Source organism: Streptomyces gottesmaniae, from assembly GCF_031845845.1.
In the GTDB taxonomy this organism is placed as follows: Bacteria; Actinomycetota; Actinomycetes; order Streptomycetales; family Streptomycetaceae; genus Streptomyces; species Streptomyces akebiae.
On sequence record NZ_JAVRFJ010000033.1, the window covers coordinates 63,466 to 85,074 of the forward strand.

Annotated in this window: 24 protein-coding genes; 10 read left to right on the forward strand and 14 right to left on the reverse strand. The window is 70.6% G+C overall.

Features of this window, described 5'->3' with window-relative positions:
- Positions 1-7: 7 nt before the first annotated feature.
- The gene (locus tag RM704_RS31385) at positions 8-1,573 is read left to right on the forward strand and encodes an MFS transporter (RefSeq protein ID WP_078937344.1); all 1,566 of its coding nucleotides are present in this window, start codon (positions 8-10) and stop codon (positions 1,571-1,573) included.
- Here the strand turns inward: RM704_RS31385 and RM704_RS31390 are convergent.
- From RM704_RS31390 to RM704_RS31425, 8 genes are all read right to left on the reverse strand, one after another.
- Complete coding sequence (locus RM704_RS31390; protein WP_033530371.1) at positions 1,567-2,283, reverse strand: aggregation-promoting factor C-terminal-like domain-containing protein; 717 nt, start codon at positions 2,281-2,283, stop codon at positions 1,567-1,569. The genes RM704_RS31385 and RM704_RS31390 overlap by 7 nt on opposite strands.
- Positions 2,284-2,706: 423 nt before the next feature.
- Complete coding sequence (locus tag RM704_RS31395; RefSeq protein WP_033530372.1) at positions 2,707-3,390, reverse strand: response regulator; 684 nt, start codon at positions 3,388-3,390, stop codon at positions 2,707-2,709.
- A 97-nt stretch (positions 3,391-3,487) separates the two neighbouring features.
- Positions 3,488-4,159, reverse strand: a complete 672-nt coding sequence (locus RM704_RS31400; RefSeq protein WP_033530739.1) for a potassium-transporting ATPase subunit C — start codon at positions 4,157-4,159, stop codon at positions 3,488-3,490.
- Between the two features lie 5 nt (positions 4,160-4,164).
- Positions 4,165-6,300 (reverse strand): potassium-transporting ATPase subunit KdpB, encoded by a 2,136-nt coding sequence (kdpB, locus tag RM704_RS31405; protein WP_192829785.1) that lies wholly within the window; start codon positions 6,298-6,300, stop codon positions 4,165-4,167.
- Complete coding sequence (gene kdpA, locus RM704_RS31410) at positions 6,297-7,961, reverse strand: potassium-transporting ATPase subunit KdpA (RefSeq protein WP_033530373.1); 1,665 nt, start codon at positions 7,959-7,961, stop codon at positions 6,297-6,299. Before kdpA ends, kdpB begins: the two co-directional genes overlap by 4 nt.
- A gap of 32 nt (positions 7,962-7,993) precedes the next feature.
- The gene (gene kdpF, locus RM704_RS31415) at positions 7,994-8,083 is read right to left on the reverse strand and encodes a K(+)-transporting ATPase subunit F (protein WP_033530374.1); all 90 of its coding nucleotides are present in this window, start codon (positions 8,081-8,083) and stop codon (positions 7,994-7,996) included.
- 650 nt (positions 8,084-8,733) lie between these two features.
- Positions 8,734-9,009 carry a hypothetical protein gene (locus RM704_RS31420; RefSeq protein ID WP_033530741.1) on the reverse strand — a complete coding sequence of 92 codons (276 nt, stop codon included), beginning with the start codon at positions 9,007-9,009 and terminating at the stop codon, positions 8,734-8,736.
- Positions 9,010-9,014: 5 nt separating this feature from the next.
- On the reverse strand, positions 9,015-9,638 hold the full coding sequence (locus tag RM704_RS31425) for a DUF5994 family protein (RefSeq protein ID WP_033530375.1): 624 nt from the start codon (positions 9,636-9,638) through the stop codon (positions 9,015-9,017).
- Positions 9,639-9,931: 293 nt separating this feature from the next.
- Between RM704_RS31425 and RM704_RS31430 the strand changes: the two genes are divergently transcribed.
- The 5 genes from RM704_RS31430 to RM704_RS31450 all read left to right on the forward strand — a co-directional run bounded on the left by RM704_RS31430 (position 9,932) and on the right by RM704_RS31450 (position 14,335).
- Positions 9,932-10,288, forward strand: coding sequence for a PRC-barrel domain-containing protein (locus RM704_RS31430; RefSeq protein ID WP_033530376.1), 357 nt, complete (start codon positions 9,932-9,934; stop codon positions 10,286-10,288).
- A gap of 36 nt (positions 10,289-10,324) precedes the next feature.
- Positions 10,325-10,495, forward strand: a complete 171-nt coding sequence (locus RM704_RS31435; RefSeq protein WP_157856769.1) for a hypothetical protein — start codon at positions 10,325-10,327, stop codon at positions 10,493-10,495.
- 24 nt (positions 10,496-10,519) lie between these two features.
- A complete protein-coding gene (locus tag RM704_RS31440) occupies positions 10,520-12,253 on the forward strand; it encodes a SpoIIE family protein phosphatase (RefSeq protein ID WP_052146332.1) in 1,734 nt (577 codons plus the stop codon).
- Positions 12,254-12,572: 319 nt separating this feature from the next.
- The gene (locus RM704_RS31445; protein WP_033530377.1) at positions 12,573-13,406 is read left to right on the forward strand and encodes a PIG-L family deacetylase; all 834 of its coding nucleotides are present in this window, start codon (positions 12,573-12,575) and stop codon (positions 13,404-13,406) included.
- 425 nt (positions 13,407-13,831) lie between these two features.
- Positions 13,832-14,335 (forward strand): hypothetical protein, encoded by a 504-nt coding sequence (locus RM704_RS31450; protein ID WP_033530378.1) that lies wholly within the window; start codon positions 13,832-13,834, stop codon positions 14,333-14,335.
- Positions 14,336-14,532: 197 nt separating this feature from the next.
- On the opposite strand, the gene RM704_RS31455 is transcribed toward RM704_RS31450, so the two are convergent.
- On the reverse strand, positions 14,533-14,757 hold the full coding sequence (locus RM704_RS31455; protein WP_192829808.1) for a hypothetical protein: 225 nt from the start codon (positions 14,755-14,757) through the stop codon (positions 14,533-14,535).
- 200 nt (positions 14,758-14,957) lie between these two features.
- Here RM704_RS31455 and RM704_RS31460 point away from each other — a divergent pair, with 200 nt between their 5' ends.
- The 3 genes from RM704_RS31460 (at position 14,958) to RM704_RS31470 (ending at position 18,105) form a co-directional block, all read left to right on the forward strand.
- Positions 14,958-15,998 (forward strand): ice-binding family protein, encoded by a 1,041-nt coding sequence (locus RM704_RS31460; RefSeq protein ID WP_438828964.1) that lies wholly within the window; start codon positions 14,958-14,960, stop codon positions 15,996-15,998.
- A gap of 222 nt (positions 15,999-16,220) precedes the next feature.
- Complete coding sequence (locus RM704_RS31465; RefSeq protein ID WP_311591496.1) at positions 16,221-16,904, forward strand: DUF5819 family protein; 684 nt, start codon at positions 16,221-16,223, stop codon at positions 16,902-16,904.
- Complete coding sequence (locus tag RM704_RS31470) at positions 16,894-18,105, forward strand: HTTM domain-containing protein (RefSeq protein WP_107072405.1); 1,212 nt, start codon at positions 16,894-16,896, stop codon at positions 18,103-18,105. Before RM704_RS31465 ends, RM704_RS31470 begins: the two co-directional genes overlap by 11 nt.
- 42 nt (positions 18,106-18,147) lie before the next feature.
- Here RM704_RS31470 and amaP read toward each other — a convergent pair whose 3' ends face one another.
- From amaP to RM704_RS31495, 5 genes are read right to left on the reverse strand one after another with little or no spacing between them, the layout of a single operon-like run.
- Complete coding sequence (gene amaP, locus RM704_RS31475) at positions 18,148-18,741, reverse strand: alkaline shock response membrane anchor protein AmaP (RefSeq protein ID WP_033530379.1); 594 nt, start codon at positions 18,739-18,741, stop codon at positions 18,148-18,150.
- Positions 18,742-18,750: 9 nt separating this feature from the next.
- Positions 18,751-19,470 (reverse strand): DUF6286 domain-containing protein, encoded by a 720-nt coding sequence (locus RM704_RS31480; protein WP_033530380.1) that lies wholly within the window; start codon positions 19,468-19,470, stop codon positions 18,751-18,753.
- A complete protein-coding gene (locus RM704_RS31485) occupies positions 19,467-19,913 on the reverse strand; it encodes an Asp23/Gls24 family envelope stress response protein (RefSeq protein WP_033530381.1) in 447 nt (148 codons plus the stop codon). The genes RM704_RS31480 and RM704_RS31485 overlap by 4 nt, the downstream gene beginning before the upstream one ends.
- Positions 19,910-20,137, reverse strand: coding sequence for a hypothetical protein (locus RM704_RS31490; RefSeq protein WP_033530382.1), 228 nt, complete (start codon positions 20,135-20,137; stop codon positions 19,910-19,912). Before RM704_RS31490 ends, RM704_RS31485 begins: the two co-directional genes overlap by 4 nt.
- Before the next feature lie 38 nt (positions 20,138-20,175).
- A complete protein-coding gene (locus tag RM704_RS31495; protein WP_033530383.1) occupies positions 20,176-20,607 on the reverse strand; it encodes an Asp23/Gls24 family envelope stress response protein in 432 nt (143 codons plus the stop codon).
- A gap of 204 nt (positions 20,608-20,811) precedes the next feature.
- On the opposite strand from RM704_RS31495, the gene RM704_RS31500 reads away from it, so the two are divergent.
- Positions 20,812-21,594, forward strand: coding sequence for a hypothetical protein (locus RM704_RS31500; protein WP_033530384.1), 783 nt, complete (start codon positions 20,812-20,814; stop codon positions 21,592-21,594).
- The last annotated feature ends 15 nt before the right edge of the window (positions 21,595-21,609 follow it).

Sequence of the window (21,609 nt, forward strand, 5' to 3'; positions counted from 1 at the left end):
CGACATCATGTCCGTCACTGATGCGGAGGCGGCCGGTGCCGTCTCCGGCACCGCAGCCGGCACCGCAGCCGGCACGGCCCCGGCGGCGCTCACCCCCCGGCTTCGGCTGGTGCTGGTGCTGTTGCTCGCGGCCCAGTTCATGCTGGCCGTGGACTTCTCCATCCTGAACGTGGCGCTGCCGGTGATCGGTGAGGGCCTGGGTTTCTCGCTGTCGCATCTGCAGTGGATCGCCACATCGTTCGCCCTGTGCGCGGCGGGTTTCACCTTGCTGTTCGGCCGCGTCGCGGACCTGTTCGGCCGCCGTCGGCTGTTCCTCGGCGGCCTCGTCGTCCTGGGCGTGGCCTCGCTCGTGGGCGGTCTGGCGCAGAACCCCGAGGTGCTGATAGCGGCCCGTGTTCTCCAAGGGCTGGCCACCGCCGCCGTCACCCCTGCCGGACTCTCGCTGCTGACGACCTCGTTCCCGGAGGGCCCGTTGCGGGAGAAGGCGCTCGGTCTCAACGGGGCACTGATGTCGGCCGGTTTCACCACCGGCGCCGTCCTCGGCGGCCTGCTGACCGACCTGCTGTCGTGGCGCTGGGCGTTCTTCATCAATGTGCCGGTCGCCCTCGCCGTGCTCGTCATCGCCCCGACGGTCATCAAGGAGTCCCGCCCCGACGAGCGTCCCAAGCTGGACCTGCCCGGTGCCGTCAGCGTCACGCTCGGGCTGCTGGCCATCGTCTTCGGGCTCACCCAGGCGGGCGAGAAGGGGTGGGGTTCGGCCGAGGCCCTGTTGTCGCTGACCGCGGGTGCGGCCCTGTTGTTGGTGTTCCACACCGTGGAACGCAAGGTATCTGCGCCGCTCGTACCGCTCGGAGTGCTCGGCAAACGGTCGGTGGCCTGGGGAAACATCGCCGGACTGATCGCGTTCCTCACCGAGACCTCCCTGGTCTTCCTGCTGACCCTCTACCTCCAGGAAGTGCTCGGCTTCTCCCCGCTCGCCGCCGGTCTGTCCTTCGGCGTGCTCGGCATCGGAACGGTCGTCGGCGGCACCATCGCCCCGAAGGTCATCGGACGGACCGGCAGCAGGTCGACGCTGATCACCGGCGGCATTCTGCAGACCGTCTTCACCGCGGCGCTGCTCGGCCTCGGCGACGACCGCTCGTGGATGTGGCTGCTGCTGATCGGCACCTTCGCCGGTGGGGTCGGCAACATGCTCGTCATCGTGGGCTTCATGGTCACCGCCACCTCGGGACTCGCCGATCACGAACAGGGTCTGGCCACCGGCCTCGCCACCATGACCCAGCAGGTCGGCATCACCATGGGCACGCCGATCATGAGCGCCGTCGCCACGGCCGCCATGACCGGCGCCGGAGCCACGGCCATCCTCGGCGGTCTGAAGGTCGCGATCGCGGTGAACGCCGCCATCGTGCTCCTGGGCACGCTCACCAGTGTGCTGTTCCTGCGCGCCCGGTCGAGTACGGGGTTACGGCGAGCGGTACGGGCAAGTCGCACCCGGGGCGGGGCCTCACCGTGGAACCGTGAGGCACCGCCCCGGGGTCGAGCGACCCCAGCGCCCCCGGTGTCGGCTCAGTAGGAGCCGTTGGCCTGCCAGAACGCCCAGGCCTCGCAGGGGCTGCCATAGCGGTCGTTCATGTAGTTCAGGCCCCACTTGATCTGCGTGGCCGGGTTGGTCCGCCAGTCGGCTCCGGCGGACGACATCTTGGAGCCGGGATAGGCCTGTACGAGACCGTAGGCCCCGGAAGAGGGGTTGACCGCCTTGTGGTTCCAGCCGGACTCGTGGTCCACGATGTTGCTGAAGCACTGGAACTGATCGCCGGGCACCATCTGCCGTGCGATGGCCTGGACCTGGGCGACGGTGTACGAGGACTGCGGCGCGACGGTGGAGGAGCTCGTCGACGAGCGTTCGGCCTGCTGCCGCGCCTCCTGGCGGTCCTTGGCGGCCTGCTCGGCCTCCTTCCGTTCGGCCTCCTTCTGCTTGGCCTCCTTCTGCTTGGCGATCGCGTCCTTGGCGGCCTGCTTGCGGGCCGCCTCCGCCGCGGTTTCTCTCGCGCTGCTGTCCGCGGCGATGGACTGCGCGTCGGCCTGTTGGGTCAAGGAGGCCGTTTGTATCCGGGCCTGCTGCCCCATGGGTATGTCCGCGAGGAGGGTCGAGCCGCTCGCCGTCGTTTCGGCGTCGTGCCCCGCCTGGCCGGTGCTGCTCTGGCCGACTCCCACGACGGCACCGACAGTGGTGACCGCGGTGGCCGAGACCACCGCGAGTTCCCGGACTAAATTCCCGCTCACTCGTTGTCCTTCCCGTTTCGTCAGATCAAGAGGTGGAGCCTTCGCAGGATTAAGAGGGTTGATCGGCCGCACGGGTGGCAACGCACGCGAGATCGGATCATCGCCCGACGGGGCCCGCGTCGCTCAGGAGTCGGGTGGCGAAGGCGGCCCGTTCCGCCGCAGTCGCTCGCGCGGCATGTCATGCCGGTCGACCAGGTGGTCGACGAGGTCGGCGCGGACGGCGGCGAGCAGTGCGTGCGCGGTGAAGTCGGCGCCCTCGGATCCGGGCAGTTGCTCCAGTGCGCGGCGGAGCGTGGCGTGCCACCAGTCGTGGTGCTCCGCGCTGTAGGGGCTGTCGGTGCCCGTTCACCGGCCGTCCGCCGCGCCGGGCGCTGTGTGCCGCGTTGCGTGTGCCGCGTGCCGGGTTCGTCTGCGGCCTTTCGTTCACGCTTCGAAGCGGTAGCCCATGCCGGGCTCGGTGATGAGGTAGCGGGGGTGGGCGGGGTCCGTTTCCAGTTTGCGCCGCAGCTGGGCCATGTAGACGCGCAGGTAGTTGGTCTTGTGGGTCTGGGTGACGCCCCAGACCTCCTGGAGCAGGTGCTTCTGGGTGACCAGCCGTCCGGGGTTGGTCACCAGGAGCTCCAGCAGATGCCATTCCGTCGGGGTCAGGCGTACGTCGCGGCCGTCCCGTACGGCCTTCCTGGCCAGCAGGTCGACGGTGAACCCGTTCGTCGCGACGAACGTCGTACCGGAATCGAGCGCCGCCCCCTCGGTGCGGCGGACGGCGGCCCGCAGCCGGGCGAGCAGCTCGTTCATGGTGAACGGCTTGGTGAGGTAGTCGTCGGCACCCGCGTCGAGCGCGGTGACCTTCTCCTCGGACGCCTGGCGGGCGGAGAGGACGAGGATCGGTACGCGGGTCCAGCCGCGCAGCCCTCTGATGACGTCGGCGCCGTCCATGTCGGGCAGCCCCAGGTCGAGCAGGACCACGTCGGGCTGCCGCGTGGCGGCGAGCCGGAGCGCGGTCGCGCCGTCGGGGGCCGCGTCCACGCCGTACCGGCGTGCCTGGAGATTGATGATGAGCGCCCGTAAGAGCTGCGGGTCGTCCTCCACCACCAGCACCCGTGCCATGGGTGTGACCTTTCGTGTCGTACGTGCCGGACTGCCGTGCGGTGCGTGCGGTGCGTGCGGTGCGTGCCTATGTGCGCGTGTGCCGTACGTGACGCCGTCAGCCCTTCGCCACGAGTTCCCTGAGGGCGATGTTGAGTTCGAGGACGTTCACCCGGGGCTCACCGATGAAGCCGAGGGTGCGGTTCTCGGTGTGGTTCTCCACCAGTTTCCCGACCTGGGCGACGGACAGGCCGTTCTGCTCCGCGATCCGGTGGACCTGGAGGTCGGCGTAGGCCGGGGAGATGTCCGGGTCCAGGCCGGAGCCGGAGGAGGTGACCGCGTCGGCGGGGACCTCGGACGCCTCGACCTTGTGGCCGGGGGTGGAGTTGTCCTTGACGACGGCGTCCTTGGCTTCCTTCACCCACTGGATGAGCTCTTCGTCGTCGGCGGACCGGTTCGTCGCGCCGGACAGGATGAGCTTGTACTGGGTGTTGACGCTGTTGCTGCCCAGGCCGTTCTGCGGACGACCCTGGAACCACTTCAGGTCGGGCTCCGGGGTCTCCTGGCCCTTCTCCAGCGGCAGGTTGTACGACTGCCCGATGAGCGAGGAGCCGACGACCTTCCCGCTGTGGTCCCTGATCTCGGAGCCGTTCGCCTTGTCGTGGAAGAGGGCCTGGGCGAAGCCGGTGACGAGCAGCGGGTAGACGACGCCCGTCACCAGGGTGAGGACGAGGAGGGCGCGCAGGCCCGCCCCGAGCAGTCGGACGGTGTTCGTGAGAGAGGCGTTCATGTCCTTCACCCGATCCCGGGGATGAGCGAGATGAGCAGGTCGATGAGCTTGATGCCGATGAAGGGGGCGATCAGTCCGCCGAGGCCGTAGACGGTGAGGTTGCGCCGCAGCATCCTGTCGGCGCTGACCGGCCGGTACCGCACGCCCTTCAGGGAGAGCGGCACGAGCGCGATGATGATCAGCGCGTTGAAGACGACAGCGGAGAGGATCGCGGAGTCGGGCGAGGACAGGCCCATGATGTTGAGCTTGTCCAGCCCCGGGTAGACGGCCGCGAACAGCGCCGGGATGATCGCGAAGTACTTCGCCACGTCGTTGGCGATGGAGAACGTGGTCAACGCGCCCCGAGTGATCAGCAGTTGCTTGCCGATCTCGACGATCTCGATCAGCTTGGTCGGGTCGGAGTCGAGGTCGACCATGTTGCCGGCCTCCTTCGCGGCCGACGTGCCCGTGTTCATCGCGACGCCGACGTCCGCCTGGGCGAGCGCGGGCGCGTCGTTGGTGCCGTCACCGGTCATCGCGACCAGCTTGCCGCCGGCCTGCTCCCGCTTGATGAGGGCCATCTTGTCCTCGGGAGTGGCCTCCGCGAGGAAGTCGTCGACGCCCGCCTCCTCGGCGATCGCCCTGGCGGTCAGCGGGTTGTCACCCGTGATCATGACGGTCCTGATGCCCATGCGGCGCAGTTCCTCGAACCGCTCCCGCATGCCTTCCTTGACGACGTCCTTGAGGTGGACGACCCCCAGGATCCGCGCGCCCTCGGCGTCCTCGACCGCCACCAGCAGAGGGGTGCCGCCGGCCTCGGAGATCCGGTCGGAGAGGGTGCCCGCGTCCTCGGCGACCGTGCCGCCCTGCTCCCGGACCCAGGCGATGACGGAACCGGCCGCGCCCTTGCGGACCTTGCGCCCGTCGACGTCCACGCCCGACATACGGGTCTGGGCGGTGAACGCGATCCACTCGGCGCCGGACAGCTCGCCCTGCACGCGCTCGCGCAGGCCGTACCTCTCCTTCGCCAGTACGACGACGGAACGGCCCTCGGGCGTCTCGTCGGCCAGCGACGACAGCTGGGCCGCGTCCGCGACCTCGGCCTCGGTGGCGCCCTCGACCGGCACGAACGCGGCGGCCTGACGGTTGCCCAGGGTGATGGTGCCCGTCTTGTCGAGCAGCAGCGTGGACACGTCACCGGCGGCCTCGACGGCCCGTCCCGACATGGCCAGCACGTTGCGCTGGACCAGGCGGTCCATGCCCGCGATGCCGATGGCGGACAGCAGGGCGCCGATCGTGGTCGGGATCAGGCAGACCAGCAGCGCCACCAGTACGACCATCGTGAGGTGCGTGCCCGCGTAGCCCGCGAACGGCGGGAGCGTGGCGACGGCCAGCAGGAAGACGATCGTGAGGGACGCGAGCAGGATGTTCAGCGCGATCTCGTTGGGCGTCCTCTGGCGGGCAGCGCCCTCGACCAGGTTGATCATCCGATCGATGAAGGTCTCGCCCGGCTTCGTCGTGATCTTGATGACGACGCGGTCGGAGAGGACCTTCGTCCCGCCGGTCACCGCGCTGCGGTCGCCGCCGGACTCGCGGATGACCGGGGCCGACTCGCCGGTGATGGCCGACTCGTCCACGGAGGCGACGCCCTCGACGACGTCACCGTCACCGGGGATGACGTCGCCGGCCTCGCAGACGACCAGGTCGCCGATCCTCAACTCGGTGCCGGGGACGTGCTCTTCGGCGTCCCCGGTCATGCGTCGGGCCATGGTGTCGGTCTTGGCCCTGCGCAGGGTGTCGGCCTGCGCCTTGCCCCGTCCCTCGGCGACCGCCTCGGCCAGGTTCGCGAAGACGACCGTCAGCCAGAGCCAGGCACTGATGGTCCAGCCGAACCAGTCGGTCGGGTCCTTGAACGAGAAGACCGTGGTCAGTACCGAGCCGACCAGCACCACGAACATCACGGGCGACTTGATCATCACCCGCGGGTCGAGCTTGCGGAAGGCGTCCGGCAGCGACTTCAGCAGCTGCTTGGGGTCGAAGAGGCCCGCGCCCACGCGGCCCTCGGCGGGCTTGTGCCCGGTGGGTACGTCGCTGTGCGGCGCCCGGGTCGGGGTGGTGGCTGTGGACATCGCGTCCTCTTGCTTCGCCGTGTCGGTGGTCATGACGCCAGCCCCTCGGCCAGCGGGCCCAGCGCGAGCGCCGGAAAGTACGTCAGCCCGGTGATGATCAGGATCGCGCCCACCAACAACCCGGTGAACAGGGGCTTCTCGGTGCGCAGGGTGCCCGCCGTGACCGGCACGGGCCGTTGCCCGGCGAGCGAGCCGGCGAGCGCCAGCACGAACACCATCGGCACGAACCGGCCGAGCAGCATCGCGATGCCGAGCGTGCTGTTGAACCACTGGGTGTCCGCGTTCAGTCCGGCGAAGGCCGAGCCGTTGTTGTTCGAGGCCGAGGTGTAGGCGTACAGGATCTCGGAGAAGCCGTGCGCGCCACTGTTGGTCATCGAGTGGCCGGGGGTGGGCAGGGCCATCGCGGCGGCGGTGAACACCAGTACCAGAGCCGGGGTGACGAGGATGGAGCAGGCGGCGAGCTTGATCTCGCGGGTGCCGATCTTCTTGCCCAGGTACTCGGGGGTACGGCCGACCATCAGTCCGGCGATGAACACCGCGATGATCGCCATGATCAGCATGCCGTAGAGGCCGGAGCCGGTGCCGCCGGGCGCGATCTCGCCCAGCATCATGCCGAGCAGGGTGATGCCGCCGCCCAGGCCGGTGAAGGAGGAGTGGAAGGAGTCCACCGCGCCGGTCGAGGTGAGTGTGGTCGAGACGGCGAAGATCGACGAACCGCCGACTCCGAACCGGACCTCCTTGCCCTCGTACGCGCCGCCCGCGATCTCCAACGCCGGGCCGTGGTGGGCGAACTCGGTCCACATCATCAGCGCCACGAACCCGACCCAGATGGTGGCCATGGTGGCGAGGATCGCGTACCCCTGCTTCACGCTGCCGACCATGATCCCGAAGGTGCGGGTCAGCGCGAAGGGGATCACCAGCAGCAGGAAGATCTCGAAGAGGTTGGTGAACGGGGTCGGGTTCTCGAACGGGTGGGCGGAGTTGGCGTTGAAGACGCCGCCGCCGTTCGTGCCGACCTCCTTGATGGCCTCCGTCGAGGCGACCGCCCCGCCGTTCCACTGCTGCGAGCCGCCCATGAACTGGCCGACCTCGTGGATGCCGGAGAGGTTCTGGATCACCCCGCAGGCCACCAGCACGACCGCCGCGACGAACGCGAGCGGCAGCAGGATCCGGGTCACCCCGCGCACCATGTCCGACCAGAAGTTCCCCAGCTCACCGGAGCGGGAGCGCGCGAAGCCACGTACGAGCGCGACCGCCACCGCCATGCCCACGGCAGCCGAGACGAAGTTCTGCACGGCCAGCCCGCCGACCTGCACCACATGGCCCATGGCCTGCTCGCCGTAGTACGACTGCCAGTCGGTGTTGGTCACGAACGACGCGGCGGTGTTGAACGCCTGGTCCGGGTCGATGGAGGCGAAGCCCAGCGAGCCGGGCAGGACACCCTGGAGCCGCTGGAGAAGGTAGAGGAAGAGGACGCCGACGACCGAGAAGGCGAGGACGCCGCGCAGGTACGCGGGCCAGCGCATCTCCGTGTCGGGGTTGGCGCCGATGCCCTTGTAGACCCACTTCTCGACGCGCCAGTGCTGGTCGGAGGAGTAGACCCGGGCCATGTAGGTGCCGAGGGGGATGTAGGCGAGCGCCAGCGCGCCCATGAGGGCCAGCAGTTGCAGCACGCCGGCGAGGACAGGACCCATGTCGCCCGCTGCGGTGGCGGCTGAAGTCACCGTCAGAACCTCTCCGGGAAGATCAGGGCGAGGACGAGATAGCCCAGCAGCGAGACGGCCACGACCAGGCCGACGACGTTCTCGACGGTCACAGCTTCGTCACCCCCTTGGCGACGAGAGCCACCAGCGCGAACACCGCGATCGTGGTGACGACGAAGGCCACATCGGCCATCGCGAACTCCTGGAGTGAGATTCGGGAAGAACGGACGATCCGAGGAAACCGCTCCGCCGGCCGGAATCGGCCACCGTTGACGCCTCTCTGACGTCGGGACTCGCTCCCTTGACGGGATCCATACGGCCCTGGGCCTCGTCGGTGGTCCAGGTCACGTCACACGGCGGAGCGGCACGCGTGCAGAGCAGCCGACGGACTCATGTCACAGCAGCCGGGCGGCGCGGGTTGACAGCAGCCGGGGGGCGCGTGCTCACGGCAGCCGGGCGGCGCGGGTTGACGACAGCCGGGCGGCGCGGGTTGACGACAGCCGAGCGGCGCGTGCCCACAGCAGCCGAGCGGCGCGGGTTGACGACAGCCGAGCGGCAGTCGTAGTCGGCAGTCGTAGTCGGCAGCTCACCGCGTCGGTCTCACGCCGTACGGCGCCCCGGCGCCCGGGGCCGTGCCCACCCCTTGCCCGGCCGCGACAGCACCGGTCGCACCCCGCGCAGCTACCTCCCCTTCGCCCACTCCTCGACTCCCGGCGACGGGCGGGGAGTCCGTCCGGAGGAGAGTCCTGCCGGAAGAAGGAGATCACCCGGCCCCGTCACGGACGCGGCGCCGGGTGCGGAGCCGCCCCCGCCCGCCCTCGCGATGGTCGCGGCGACGGTCGGCGCTGCTCGTCCCCGCCCTGCCCCGGCCGTGGCCCTTGCGCGGAGCCGACGGTGTCGGCCCCCCGACGGGCATCCCGGAGCGGCCGTAGTGGAAGCCGGCGGTGCGCTCGCCGTGCTGCGAGTTGAGCTGGTGGATGAGGTACGCCCCGAGGGCGATCATCGCGAGGATCACGAGCACGGTCACGAACGTCTCCACGGTGCTCACCTTCCCGTCTGCCGACGCGGCGTCACGGCGGTCACGGCGGTCACGGCCGGGACCCTTGGACGTGCGACCGGGTCGCCGGCCTCATGTCCTCCTTCGGAGTCCCAGACCGCCTCCACGACCCGGTCCGTCTCGGACACCGCCCGCAGGCGCGCGGCCTCCTCCATCAACCGGCTCGCGCTCGACGTGCCCAGGGGGTCGCTCGCGGCCGCCATCAGCCAGGCGGCCGAGCCTGCGGGCGTCTGCGGCGGCACCACCAGGAGGTTCCAGCGGCCCGTGCGGTAGGAGAGCAACAGCAGTTCGTGCGGGTCCTGCTCGGACAGGAACCAGCCCACCTTCACCACGTGCCCGGCGACGGGCACGTGGCGCGGAACGACCGGCCAGTGGGTGGGATTCACCGTGACCCGGGTGATCCGCCCCCACAGCGGATCCAACACGGCCATCAGGGAGGGGAGTTCCGCCACCAGATCGCGGGTGCGGGGCCACCAGGCGCCGTCCAGCAGAGCCGGTGCGGGACCCACGGGAGCCAGCGACAGACGGGGAGACGACGAGGAGGAGAACGAGGACGAGGAGGATCCGTCTTCGGCTTCGGCCCTCGGCGGGAAGGAGATGGTCGCAGTCATGACGCGAACCCTGCCCCGGGCCGACCGCAACCGGCCCGGCATATTGGATCGCCGAAAACGACACGAGCCTGAGAGCCGGTGTGCGAAATATCCTCGGTGGTTCCGAGCGTACTCCTCGGACAGGTCCGCCGGACCGATCGGCGGACAGACCGATCGGCCCACGGAGCAACAGCCCCAGGCGCGCAGCGCCCCACAGCACCACCCATGACGGCAGGGTGTTTCGGTCATACGATGACAGATGGGTCCGCCGAGGCCCTCTCACCACCGGCGGAGCACACAGACAGGAGCGGGGCATGATCCGTGCAGCCGACATCCGCGAGTGGCGCAACCAGGACGTGGTCGACCCGAAACAGCGCAGGATCGGCATGCTCGAAGCGGTCTATGTGAACACGGCCACCGACGAACCGGCCATGGCCACCGTCCGGACCGGGCTGCCCACCCGCCACCGCCTGGTCTTCGTCCCCCTCGACGACGCGGTCCTCGGACCCGGCTACGTCAAGGTCCCCTACGACAGGGGGCGGGTGCGGAAGGCCCCGTCGATCGGGACGGACGACGTGCTGCCGGCCGAACAGGAGGAAGAGATCTTCCGGCACTACGACATGACGTACCGGCCGGGAGCAGGGGGCGAACGTCAGCTCGCGCGCCGCTGACCCTGGACACGCGGTCCGCGGGAGGTGATCGGGTCGATGGTGGCGGTGGTCCTTCTGCTCGTCCTCGTGGCCGTCCTGCCGGGAATCGGTACGGCAGCCGACGGCCTGGGCTATCTTCTGGCCATCGGCATCGTGCTCTTCGTCGCCGACCTGACCTTCTTCGCGGTACGGCCGGCGCGGCGCGCCGGACGGCGTCCTGTCCGCTGACGGTCGCCATGACTGGAGGGCGGCATGGTGCAGCAGGGTGCGGGAGGCGCAGGGCCGTCGCGGACGGCGGCCGAGCCGGCTTTCTGGCCGCAGGTCGTCGAGCAGCTGGGCACCGCCCTGATGGTGCTGGATCCGGCCGGACGGATCGTCGACGTCAACCCGGCCGCCGAACGGCTGCTGGGCCGGGCCGCCCGCACGATGCGCGGCGCGGACGCGCACGAGATGCTGCACCGGGACGCGGACGGCAGCACGCTCCTGCGGAAGCGGTGCCCGCTGCTCCAGTCGCTGGCCGAGGGAACCGCCGCGCGCGGGGAGGGCGACAGCTATATGCGCGGTGACGGTCGGCTGGTCACGATCTCCTGGTCCGCCTCTCCCCTGACGGCCGACGGCTCCGTCAAGGGCATGGCCGTCCTCTTCACCGACGCCACGGTCGACCACGGCGCGCGCCGGGAACGTGCGGCCTACACGAGTGCTCTGGAAGACCTCAACGAGCGGCTGACGCTGATCGCGGAGATCACCGACGTACTGGGCCAGACCCTGGAGACCGACGAGGCACTCGCCCGGCTGGGGCGCCTGCTGGTTCCGCGCCTCGCCGACTGGGCGGCGGTGGACCTCCGGACCGGTTCCGGGCAGATCCACCGGGTGACGGTGACCGGTCCCGCCGGCCGGGACGCCGCGCTGGAGGGCGGGCGCGAGCACCTTCCCGAGGCCGCCGAGGGAGACCCCTCGCCTCTTGTCCGGGTGCTGAACGGCGGCCCCCCTGTTCTGCGGCAGGAACCGCACGACACGGGGACGCCGCCCGCCCCGCCCGGCTCTCCCCTGTCCGCCCTCGACAGCGACTTCCTGCGGAAGGTGCGCGCGACGTCCGTCATCACGGTGCCGCTGAGCTCCCGGCGGCAGATCACCGGCGCGCTGACGCTGGTGCGCACCGACCCGGCGCACCCCTTCGACACCGCCGATCTGGACGTGGTGAGCGACATCGGCCGTCGGGTCGGCCTGGTCATCGACAACGCCCGCCGGTACGGCCGTCAGCGCGCCGTCGCCGAGGCCATGCAGCGCAATCTGCTCGCCCCGCTGCCCCAGCCGGGCCGCCTGCGGCTGGCCGCCCGCTACCAGCCCGCTCCGGTCGGCTCCCAGGTCGGCGGCGACTGGTACGACGCGTTCGAGCTGAAGGACGGGGCGCTTGCGCTGATCATCGGGGACGTCGTGGGCCACGATCTGACGGCGGCGGCCGGGATGGCCCAACTGCACGGCATCCTGCGGTCCCTGGCCTGGGACCACACCGAACCGCCCGGCGCGGTCGTCGACCGCCTCGACGACGCGATGCCCGCCATCACCACCGTCCCGATGGCCACCCTCGTCCTCGCCCGGGTCGAGGGCGACCCGCAGACCGGCCCCTGGACACTGCGGTGGACCAGCGCCGGACATCCGCCGCCCCTCCTCCTGACCCCCGGCGGACGGGCGCACTACCTCGAAGCCGGGCAGGGAATCGTCCTCGGCGCTCCGTCGGCCACCGGCCCGAGCAGGCCGAATGCCACGCTGGCCCTGCCGCCGGGCGCCACCCTCCTCCTCTACACCGACGGCCTGATCGAGATCCCCGGCAGCGACCTGGACACCGGCCTGGGCCGGCTGCGCCGGCACGCCCTCGCGCTCGCCGACGCGCCGCTGGACACGCTGTGCGACGAACTACTGGCCCGCATGCCACCCGGCAGCACCGACGACGTGGCCCTCCTCGCCCTGCGTCTGCCGACGCCGTGACGTCCTTCCCTGCGTGCCTTCCGTGCGTGCCTTGTGACGGTCGCGTCGAGTCCGGCAGCAGCGTGCTGCTGACTGTCGTCGCCGGAGAAGGCCGCGCCCCGCACCGCGCGAGCCGAAGAGCCCGATGAACGCCGTACGAGCGGCCGCGCCGGGAACAGTCAGCACGGCCGGCGGGTTGCATCGACCGGGGAGCGGCGTCGCACGGGCGGGGAACACGGAGGGCCAGGGGTCGTCCGCCCCACCGGGATCCGGTCCCCGAGACCGCGGTTCGCCCGCCGCGCACTCGGACCCAGACGTGATTCCGCAGGAGGACTGTTTCGTGACCGACCGGCCTTTGACGCTCATGGCAGTACACGCACACCCCGACGACGAGGCCACGGGAACCGGAGGGGTCCTCGCCATGTACGCGGCGGAAGGCATCCGCACGGTGCTCGTGACGTGTACCGACGGCGGCTGCGGCGACGGACCGGGAGGCGTCAAGCCGGGCGACCCCGGGCACGATCCCTCGGCCGTCGCCGCGATGCGCCGTCGAGAACTCCAGGCGAGCTGTGACGTCCTGAAGATCAGCGATCTGGAGATGCTGGACTACGCCGACTCCGGAATGACGGGCTGGCCGACCAACGACGCCCCGGACTCCTTCTGGCAGACACCCGTGGAGGAGGGCGCGGCCCGGCTCGCGGAACTCATGCGGCACTACCGGCCCGATGTGGTCGTCACCTACGACGAGAACGGCTTCTACGGCCACCCCGACCACATCCAGGCCCATCGCATCACGATGGCGGCGCTGGAGATGACGGGGCTGACACCGAAGGTGTACTGGACCACGATGCCCCGCTCGATGATGGGGCGGTTCGGCGAGATCATGCGCGAGTTCGGTGAGGACATGCCGGAGCCGGACCCCGCCGAGGCCGCCGCGCTCGCCGAGATCGGCCTCCCCGACGACGAGATCACCACGTGGGTGGACACCACCGCGTTCAGCGGTCAGAAGTTCGACGCGTTGGCCGCGCACGCCAGTCAGGGCGAGAACATCTTCTTCCTCAAGATGGGCAAGGAGAGGTTCGGCGAGCTGATGGGCATGGAGACCTTCCTCCGTGTCCAGGACGCCACCGGCGCGGCCGTACCCGAGAACGACCTCTTCGCCGGACTGCGCTGATCCACCCCTTCCGGCCGACCGGGAGCACCCCGCTCGTCCCCGAACACGGGGCACTCCCGGGCCTCCGTCAGCCCTGGAGCGGTTCACCCGTCGCCCCCGGCTCAGGCGCGGTCCGACGGTTCGCCGCCGAAGCGGATGGCGTCGGTCACCAGCACGCGCCGGATCGGCGGAGAACTCCCAGGAGGCGGTGTCCTCTGCGGGGACGGCGCGTGTGCGGGCCAGCAGACAGGTGATGTCGTCCCTGGGCGGCTCCTCGCCGAGCCCGGCGAGGAGGGCGCGGCCGGTCTTTGCCAGAGGCCGGTCGGAACGGCAGAGCGCGGGGAGGGCGGCGGTGGAGTGGCGCAGTCCGGCATCGGGAACGCCCCACCAGGTCCGCGACTGACCGGGACCACCCGAGCACCGTGCCCTGCTCGTCGAGCACGGCCGTGACCAGGGCGTCGAAGGCGAACGATCCGTCCTCGGAACAATCGGTCGACACGTTCATCGCTTACGGCCACGAGGCGATGCTCGCCCTGCGCCTGGCCGACGGCACCCCGGTGGCCGCACGCATCTTCGACCCTCTACCGGGCGGCCGCATCCGGCCGTCCGGCGTGGACGGACGGCTCCCGAGAGCTCCCGGCACCAGACAACATCTCCCCCCATACCAGGCATACAATGACAAGTGGGTCAACGCACTCTCACGTGCCGCGACCCGGAAGGGCGACCCCGGCGTGCATACGCCGGGGCCGTTGCCCACCGGCCCGATGGAGGCGTTCGTCGTGGCGCTCCCCGTGCTGCTCATCCTCGTGGCCGCCGTTCTGGGAATCATCGGCGTCACAGGGGACGGCCTGGGCTATCTCCTGGTCATCGGCATCGTCCTCTTCGCGGCCACAGCGACCTTCGTCGCGGTGCGGAAACCCCGGCGCGCCAAGCGGCGCAACCTCCGCTGACGGCCACCGCGGAGCCCGGCTCCCCGACAGGCGGCCAGGAGCAACGCCGGAAAGACGGACCGTCCGCTCATCGCGACACCTCGGCGACGCGAAACTCACCGGCCGATGCCGGTTCGGCCCTTTCATCAGGCCGAGCGATCACAGCGCCATTCGGCCCATTAATCATTCCTGCATACCTTCCACAAACATCTTCCACTTCAGCGAAACCAGCTCCCGTTTCCACCGGCTCGTTTTTTATCTGCGTAATATGCCGAAGGCAGAATACGGGCGATTCCATTCTGCCGAGAATCGCCGAGATCCTTCCTCAAGGAGCTGGCCACCTCAATGACGATGCATATTCCTGACGCGCCTGCACGGCGCACCCTTTCGGTGTGGATCGCGGCGGTGACGGCTGTGGTGATCGCCGCCGCCGTCGTGGCCATGACACCGCCACGCGCACACGCGATCGCCACCCCCGTACCTCTGGGCACGGCAGCCAGTTACGGAGTACTGGCCGGTGCGGCGGTCACCAACACCGGCCCCACAGTGGTCCAGGGCCTCAACGTAGGCGTGAGCCCCGGTACGGAGATCACCGGGTTCCCGCCCGGCATCGTGACCCCGCCCGGAACCCTGCACTCCGCCGATGCCCACGCGGGCCCAGGCGAAGATCGACCTGACCACGGCGTACAACCAGGCCGCCGGGCAGACTCTGGTGGACGCGGTGTACAACGACGCTCCCCACGAGTACGGCGGCCAGGTACTGACGCCGGGCCTCTACCGGGCGAACAGCTCCGCGCAGATCACCGGCACCCTCACCCTGGACGCCCAGGGCGACCCCAACGCCGTCTGGGTGTTCCAGGTCGGTTCCACCCTGACGACGGCAGCCCAGAACAGCACGGTGAGCCTCGTCAACGGTGCTTCGCCGTGCAACGTGTACTGGCAGGTCGGCAGCTCGGCCACGCTCGGCACCAACACCGATTTCGTGGGCACCATCATGGCCGACACCTCGATCACCGCCACCACGGGAGCGGACATCAACGGCCGACTGCTGGCCGACGCGGGCGCACGGGGTGACGGCGCCGTGACGCTGGACACCAACGACATCTTCCTGGGGCCGTGCGGGACCGGCACGACCACGGGCGGTCTGGTCACCGGCGGTGTGATCGCCGGGGCCACCACGGGCGGCACGACCACGGGCGGCACGACCACGGGCGGCACCACGGTCGGCGTCATCGGCGGCGTGCCGACGGGCGGCGGAACCGGTGGGGCCCTGGGTGGTCTCCTCGGCGGCGTCCTGACGACGGGCGGCACCACTGGCGGAGCGCTCGGCGGCCTTGTCGCCGGTGCCACGACAAGCGGGACCGTGGGTGGTGTCAACGGCGGCGTGAACGGCGGTGCCAACGGCGGCGTGCACGGCGGCGTGAACGGCGGTGTCAACGGCGGCGTGAACGGCGGGCCCGGTGACGAGCACGACCACGGCGGAAAGGACGAAGAGCACGGCCAGCACGGCCCCGAGGAGCACGGCCAGCACGGCCCCGGCGAACACGACCAGCACGGCCCCGGAGGGCATTCCGAAGAGCACGGTCGTCACGACCACGGCGGGAATCCCGAAGAGCACGGCGGTCACGGCGAGCACGACAGCAAGTCCGGCGAGGGCAACGGCCACGGCGGCGTTCGTAGCTGAGTCCTGCGTGCGTCCCTGAGAGGACGGGCGGCGCGCGGCGGATCATTTCCTTCCGTCGCGCGCCGCCGACGAGCTTCAGGAGAAGCAGTGAGAGAAGCCGGGATCGAAAGGCCGGGTGAGGCCGTGTTGGATGGCGTTGTATCGACGGGCGCGGACGAATCCACGACAGAATCCACAGAGAGAACCGCGGACAGAACCGCGGACAGGCCCATGGACACGCCCATGGACAGAACCGCCGGCGAATTCAAGCAGGTGTCCGTGGAAATGCCCCCGCCACCATCGGAGCCTCCGCCGATCCTCCTGCAAGCGCTGACGAGTACTGCCGCGGCCCTCTGCCTGGCGACGGCCCTGGCCCATGTGCTCCTCGTGTTTCTGCACGTGGCGCCCCCGAACCCGCTCTCCCAGCAGTACGGCCGACAGGTCGAAGCATGGGTGCACCCGCTGTTCGAGCAGAACTGGCGGCTCTTCGCCCCGGATCCGGAATCGGTCAACCGGCAGATCTCGGTGAGGACCGAGCACACCGGCCCGGACGGCGCCAAGCAGGTGAGCGACTGGTTCGACCTGACCGCCGTGGACAACTCGGCGGTGAAGCACAACCCCTTCCCCAGTCACACGGCGCAGAACATGCTGCGACGAGCCTGGAGTTCCTACCTCGATCACCACGGTGGCGACGACCGGCCTCGCTCGCAGCGGGCGCTGATGACTCAGCAGTACCTGACCAACATCGCCTCGAAGCGCGTCGCCGCCCATCGTGGCGGGCCCTTCGAGGCCATCCAGCTACGGGTGGTCACCGTGTCCATCGCCGCGCCCGCCTCAGCGGGCGGCGCGGGCGCGGCCGCGCCGAGAGCGTCCGACACGCGGTATCTGCCCTGGTGGAAGGTGAAGGTGGACTCCCTTGGAAACTGAGCAGGTACCCGCACCCCGCCCGCCTGAGCCGCATGACCCGCGTGCGGCCGAGAGGGCGGCGGGCGCGTCGCACCGCACACGCGACCGGTGGCACGCGGGCCTCGGCGTCCTGACGGAGCGGCCCGTCTCCCTGTACGCCGCGGCCGTCCTGCGCATCGGATACGGGCTCGTCTACCTCGTGTTTCTGTTGCGCGAGTTCCCGCACCGCGACGAGATCTGGGGTCCGGGATCACCGTGGACGCCGGAGCTGGCGAGGCAGCTGTTCGACCAGACGGGGTGGATCAGCCTCCTCACCCTGTCGGACAGCCGGGCCTACTTCGAGGCCTGTTACGCACTGGCCGTCGCCACATCGGCACTGTTCGCCCTCGGGTGGCGGACCAGAGCGGTGTCCGTGCTGTTCGCGGTCGTGGTCGCGTCGTTCCACGGCAGGGCGATCTTCATGACCGACGGCGGGGACAACCTCATCCTCCTCATGGCCGTCTACCTCGTCTTCACCGCGTGCGGCCGTCGCTGCTCCCTCGACGCGCGCAGAGCCAGGCTCCGAGCACACGCGGGTACGCAGACGCGCCTGCCGGTGCGCCGGACGGCGGGCGGGCTCGGGCATCACCTCCGTACGTCCCGGCGGACCCTGGTCGCCGTGTTGCACAACTGCGGGATGTTCGTCATCGCGGCCCAGGTCTGCCTCCTCTACGGGTCCGCGGGCCTGTACAAGGCGCAGGGCGGATCCTGGGGCAACGGGACCGCCCTTCACTACGCCCTGAACCTCGACCTGTTCCGGCCCTGGCCCGGCCTCTCGCTCATGGCGGACGAGCACGACGTACTGCTCGCCATCGCCTGCCATCTGACGGTCCTGTTGCAGGTCGCCTTCCCGTTCGTCCTGTTCGGGCGGCTCAAGTACCCCGTTCTGGCCCTGCTGTTGGGCATGCACCTGGGTATCGCGGTACTCATGGGGCTGCCCCTGTTCTCCGGCGCGATGATCATCGCCGACGCCGTCTTCCTGCCGGACCGCTTCTACCGCGCTCTGGGACGACTGTGGCGGCGTGCGGCTCAGCGGGTGGGTGCCGGAAGGACGAGAGGGGCATCCGGAGCGAGCACGCCCACCGGGCCGCCTTCACCTCCCTCGGCCTCACCGTCGTCATCCGGGCCGCGGCTCCCGTCCCCTTCGGCCCCGGCCCCGCGCTGCCCCGCCACGGGACCCTGAACGCCGACGTCCACGATTCCGGCAGCACCGGGAAGCCTGCTCTCACAGGGTGCGTCGGGCGCTGTGACGGGCTTCCCGGAGTCGGACCTTCGAGGGGAGGCGGTCCAGGCCGGCCGAGTCCCGCGCGTGTGCGAGTGTTTCGCGGCTCAGTCGCCCCAGAGTCCGCGCCGGATCGGCGTGGGGCTCCAGCAGCAGCCGTACGCGCGCGGTCGGAGCGGCAGGCCGGCCCGTCAGCCGTACCTGAGCGCGCGAGACCCCGTCCAGGGCCTGTGCCTCTTCCTCGATCACGTCCTCCAGCGTGCGGCCGTCGAGTCGGGCCGCTGTGCCGTCCTCGCTGTCGACGAGGACCCGGTCCAGGCGGTGCCTGCGTTGCGCGAGGAGCCACCACAGCAGCAGGACCAGCAGCACCACGAGCACCGCGATGACGGTCGGCCACCACCAGCCTTCCTCCCGCCACCGGGTGCGTCCCTCGGTGCCCAGCACCACGTCGTCCGGCCCGCGGAAGGGCCACCAGCCCGGCATGCCGAAGTCCCAGCGGCGCTGCAGATCCAGCCCACCCAGCAGCACGCCGCCGCCCAGGGCGAACAGTCCAAGGCCGAGAAGCCCCAGCAGCACCCGGTTCACTGTCCTGAGCATCGGATCACCTCAGCCCTTCTTCGGGCGCCGGACACGCACGGTCGACGTGGGTCGACGGGCGAGACACAAGGACGTCACGGCTTGGCCCAGTGCGGCGTCGAGGTCCGCGCGGACCTCCTCCAGGTCTCGGAAATGGGCTCGTGCCCGGGTTTTGACCTTCCGGCGGCCGACAGAGACCTGTGCCCACTGGACACCGGGCACCTGTACGGCCCGGTCGCGCAGAACCAGGGCGGCCGCGCGGCGGTCGAGCCCGGCATGGACCTCCTCCGCCCCGGGGGTACCGGTGGGCCGGCGCATGGGCAGCAGCCTGCGCAGTCCCGGCGTCACCGCCAGCAGGAAGAGCCACAGGCCGAGGGCCATCGCCACCGCGGCCCCGACGATCATCCAGATGTCGTCCAGTGGCCGGGTGGCCAGTTCCTCGGCGAGCCGCCGCCGCCAGCGCATCGCAGACCGGCCCGCGCGGACCGCGACCACGTCGTACAGGAGGAATCCGACGGCGACGGCGGACAGCAGGGCCACCAACGCCGCGGGAATCCGCCGCGCCGACCAGAAACGGCGCGTCGGCCGACCTGGTTCGTCCGTCGCCGTCGTCGTACCCGCGCCCGTCCCGGCCTCCGTCCGCGTCTCCGCCTCCGTCCCCGGGGTGCCATCGGCGGACCGAGCCGCGGGTCGGGGTGCGGAGGGAGGGGCGCTGTCGCCGGTCGGCCGCCGCCAGGTGTTCGCGCTCATCTCACCCTCTCCTGACGCGTGCGGCGCGTGTGCGCCGAGTGCAGCCTCTCGACCGACACCACGAGGTCGGACACCTCCATGCCGGCCCACGTGCTGAGCCGTTGGGTGACCTCCCGGCGCACCGCGGCGCACTGCGCCCCGATGTCGGACGGATAGCCGAGCTCGACGGTGATGCGCAGCCGTGCCTCGCCGAGCACCGCCTGCCGTCCGGCGGCGGACTCGGCGTCCGGTTTCGTGGTGTCCGGCTCCGGTGCCCGCCGCACGGACGTGGTCACGTGTGGCGTCCGACGGCCGGGCGGTACGTGGCCGGCCGACTCGGTGAACCGGCTCAGCGCCTCGCGCGCGCTCCGGGAAGCGATCTTCGCGACGACCCGGTCGGCGACGGTGATCGCGCCGCGCTCCCCGCGAGGGACGGCCTGACGGCGCTCCGCTTCACCGGTCACCGCAGCCGGTCCCCCCGAGCCCGTCGCCGGTCGTCGCGGATCCGCTCCTGCCGGTCGCGGCGGCGGACGAAGTCGCCCGGTTCGAGATCACCTTCCATGAACCGTCCGATCACGAGACCGACGATGCCCAGCCCCAGCACCAGCACGAAAGCCCAGAAGTCACCGAAATACGCGGCGAAACCCAGCGCCATTCCGGCCATCAAGCCCACCACGGCCCTGTTCATCACGCGCTCCTTCACTCAAGCGGGCTGCTCCGCCCCGGCTACTGGATCCGCTGCCGCCCCGCCCCTTCGTCCTCCTCGTCGGGCAGCTGCACGTCGCTGACCATGAGGTTGACTTCCACGACTTCCCGATCCGCCATCCGCTCCACCGCGGAGATCACGTTCTCCCGCACCGCGCCGGCCACGTCCGGGATCGATACGCCGTAGTCGACGACGACCTCCAGATCGATGGCCGCCTGCAGCTCTCCGACCTCGACACTGACCCCACGCGTGACAGACCTGCCGCTGTCCGTGCCAGGCATCCGCTCCCGCACGGACCCCATCGAGCGCGCGAATCCACTGCCCAGGGCATGGACACCGGGCACGTCCCGTGCCGCCATCCCGGCGATCTTCTCCACCACCACATCGGCGACGGTCGTCCGGCCGCGAGTGCCGGGCGCACCGCCCTGTCCAACGCCGGTGTTCTCAGTCATCGGGACATTCCTCCCTCATGAGGCCCAGACCGGACTCACCCTCAAGATTACCGTCCATTTTGATACCTTTTAATGGTATTGCAGATCGTGAGGTCGAGTGGTCGGAGGGGTGCCCCGGGCCCCTGCCCGCAGCCCTCGCGGACACTCCGGACGCAGCGCGGGCAGGGAGGAACGCGTCCCTGGAAGAAGGAGGGTGGAAGGCCGGTGGAAGCCGAGGCGGGGAAGCAGGCGGTACGGCACCGGTTCGCCCTGGGCCGGTTCCTCCCGCTCGGCGGGCCCGAGGACGGGACCTGGATCACCGAGCAGGCGGCCGTCCGTGATCTCGGGCGCGCGGCCGCCGGGGTTCCCGGTGTCCGGCTGGAGGCCCTGCGCATCGGGCCGGCACCGCACGAGCCCGTCTCCGAGCCGGCCGTCCGGCCGCCGGCCGGCGCGCTACGGCCCGGCCCGCTCAGGATCGAAGCCGCCTGCACGGCATCGCTCGCGCAGCCGCTGGCCGAGACCGCCGACCGGTTGAGGAGCGCGCTGCTCGACACGGCCCGCGAACGGCTCGGCCTGGCCACCGTGACAGCCGACCTGCGCATCACTGATCTTCATGACGCCCCGGAGACAGGTGCCCCGGAGACAGGCGTGGCGTCCCGGACCGCGGCGAGGGCCACGACGCCCGCACCGGAAGCCCCCGACGCACGAGCCTCACTCCCGATGACCGGAACGGAGTCCCTGCGGGGGTTCGCCGCGCAGCTGGCGGACGTCGCGACGGGTGTTCCGGGCGTCGCCCGCCTCGCCGCCGTGTGGGGAAGCCGCCCGGTCATGGTGGCGGACCATGACGATCCGCCCGGCCGACACCTCGAAGTCCACCTCGCGGTCGCCCTCGGTCACCATCCGCTGGACGTCGCCCGCGCTGTCCGGGACGCCATGGCCGACGCGGCCAGCACTGACGCCCCGCGCCCGGTCACCGTCGCCGTCCTCGTCACGGAGACCGCGGCCTGAAGACCGTGCGCTCGC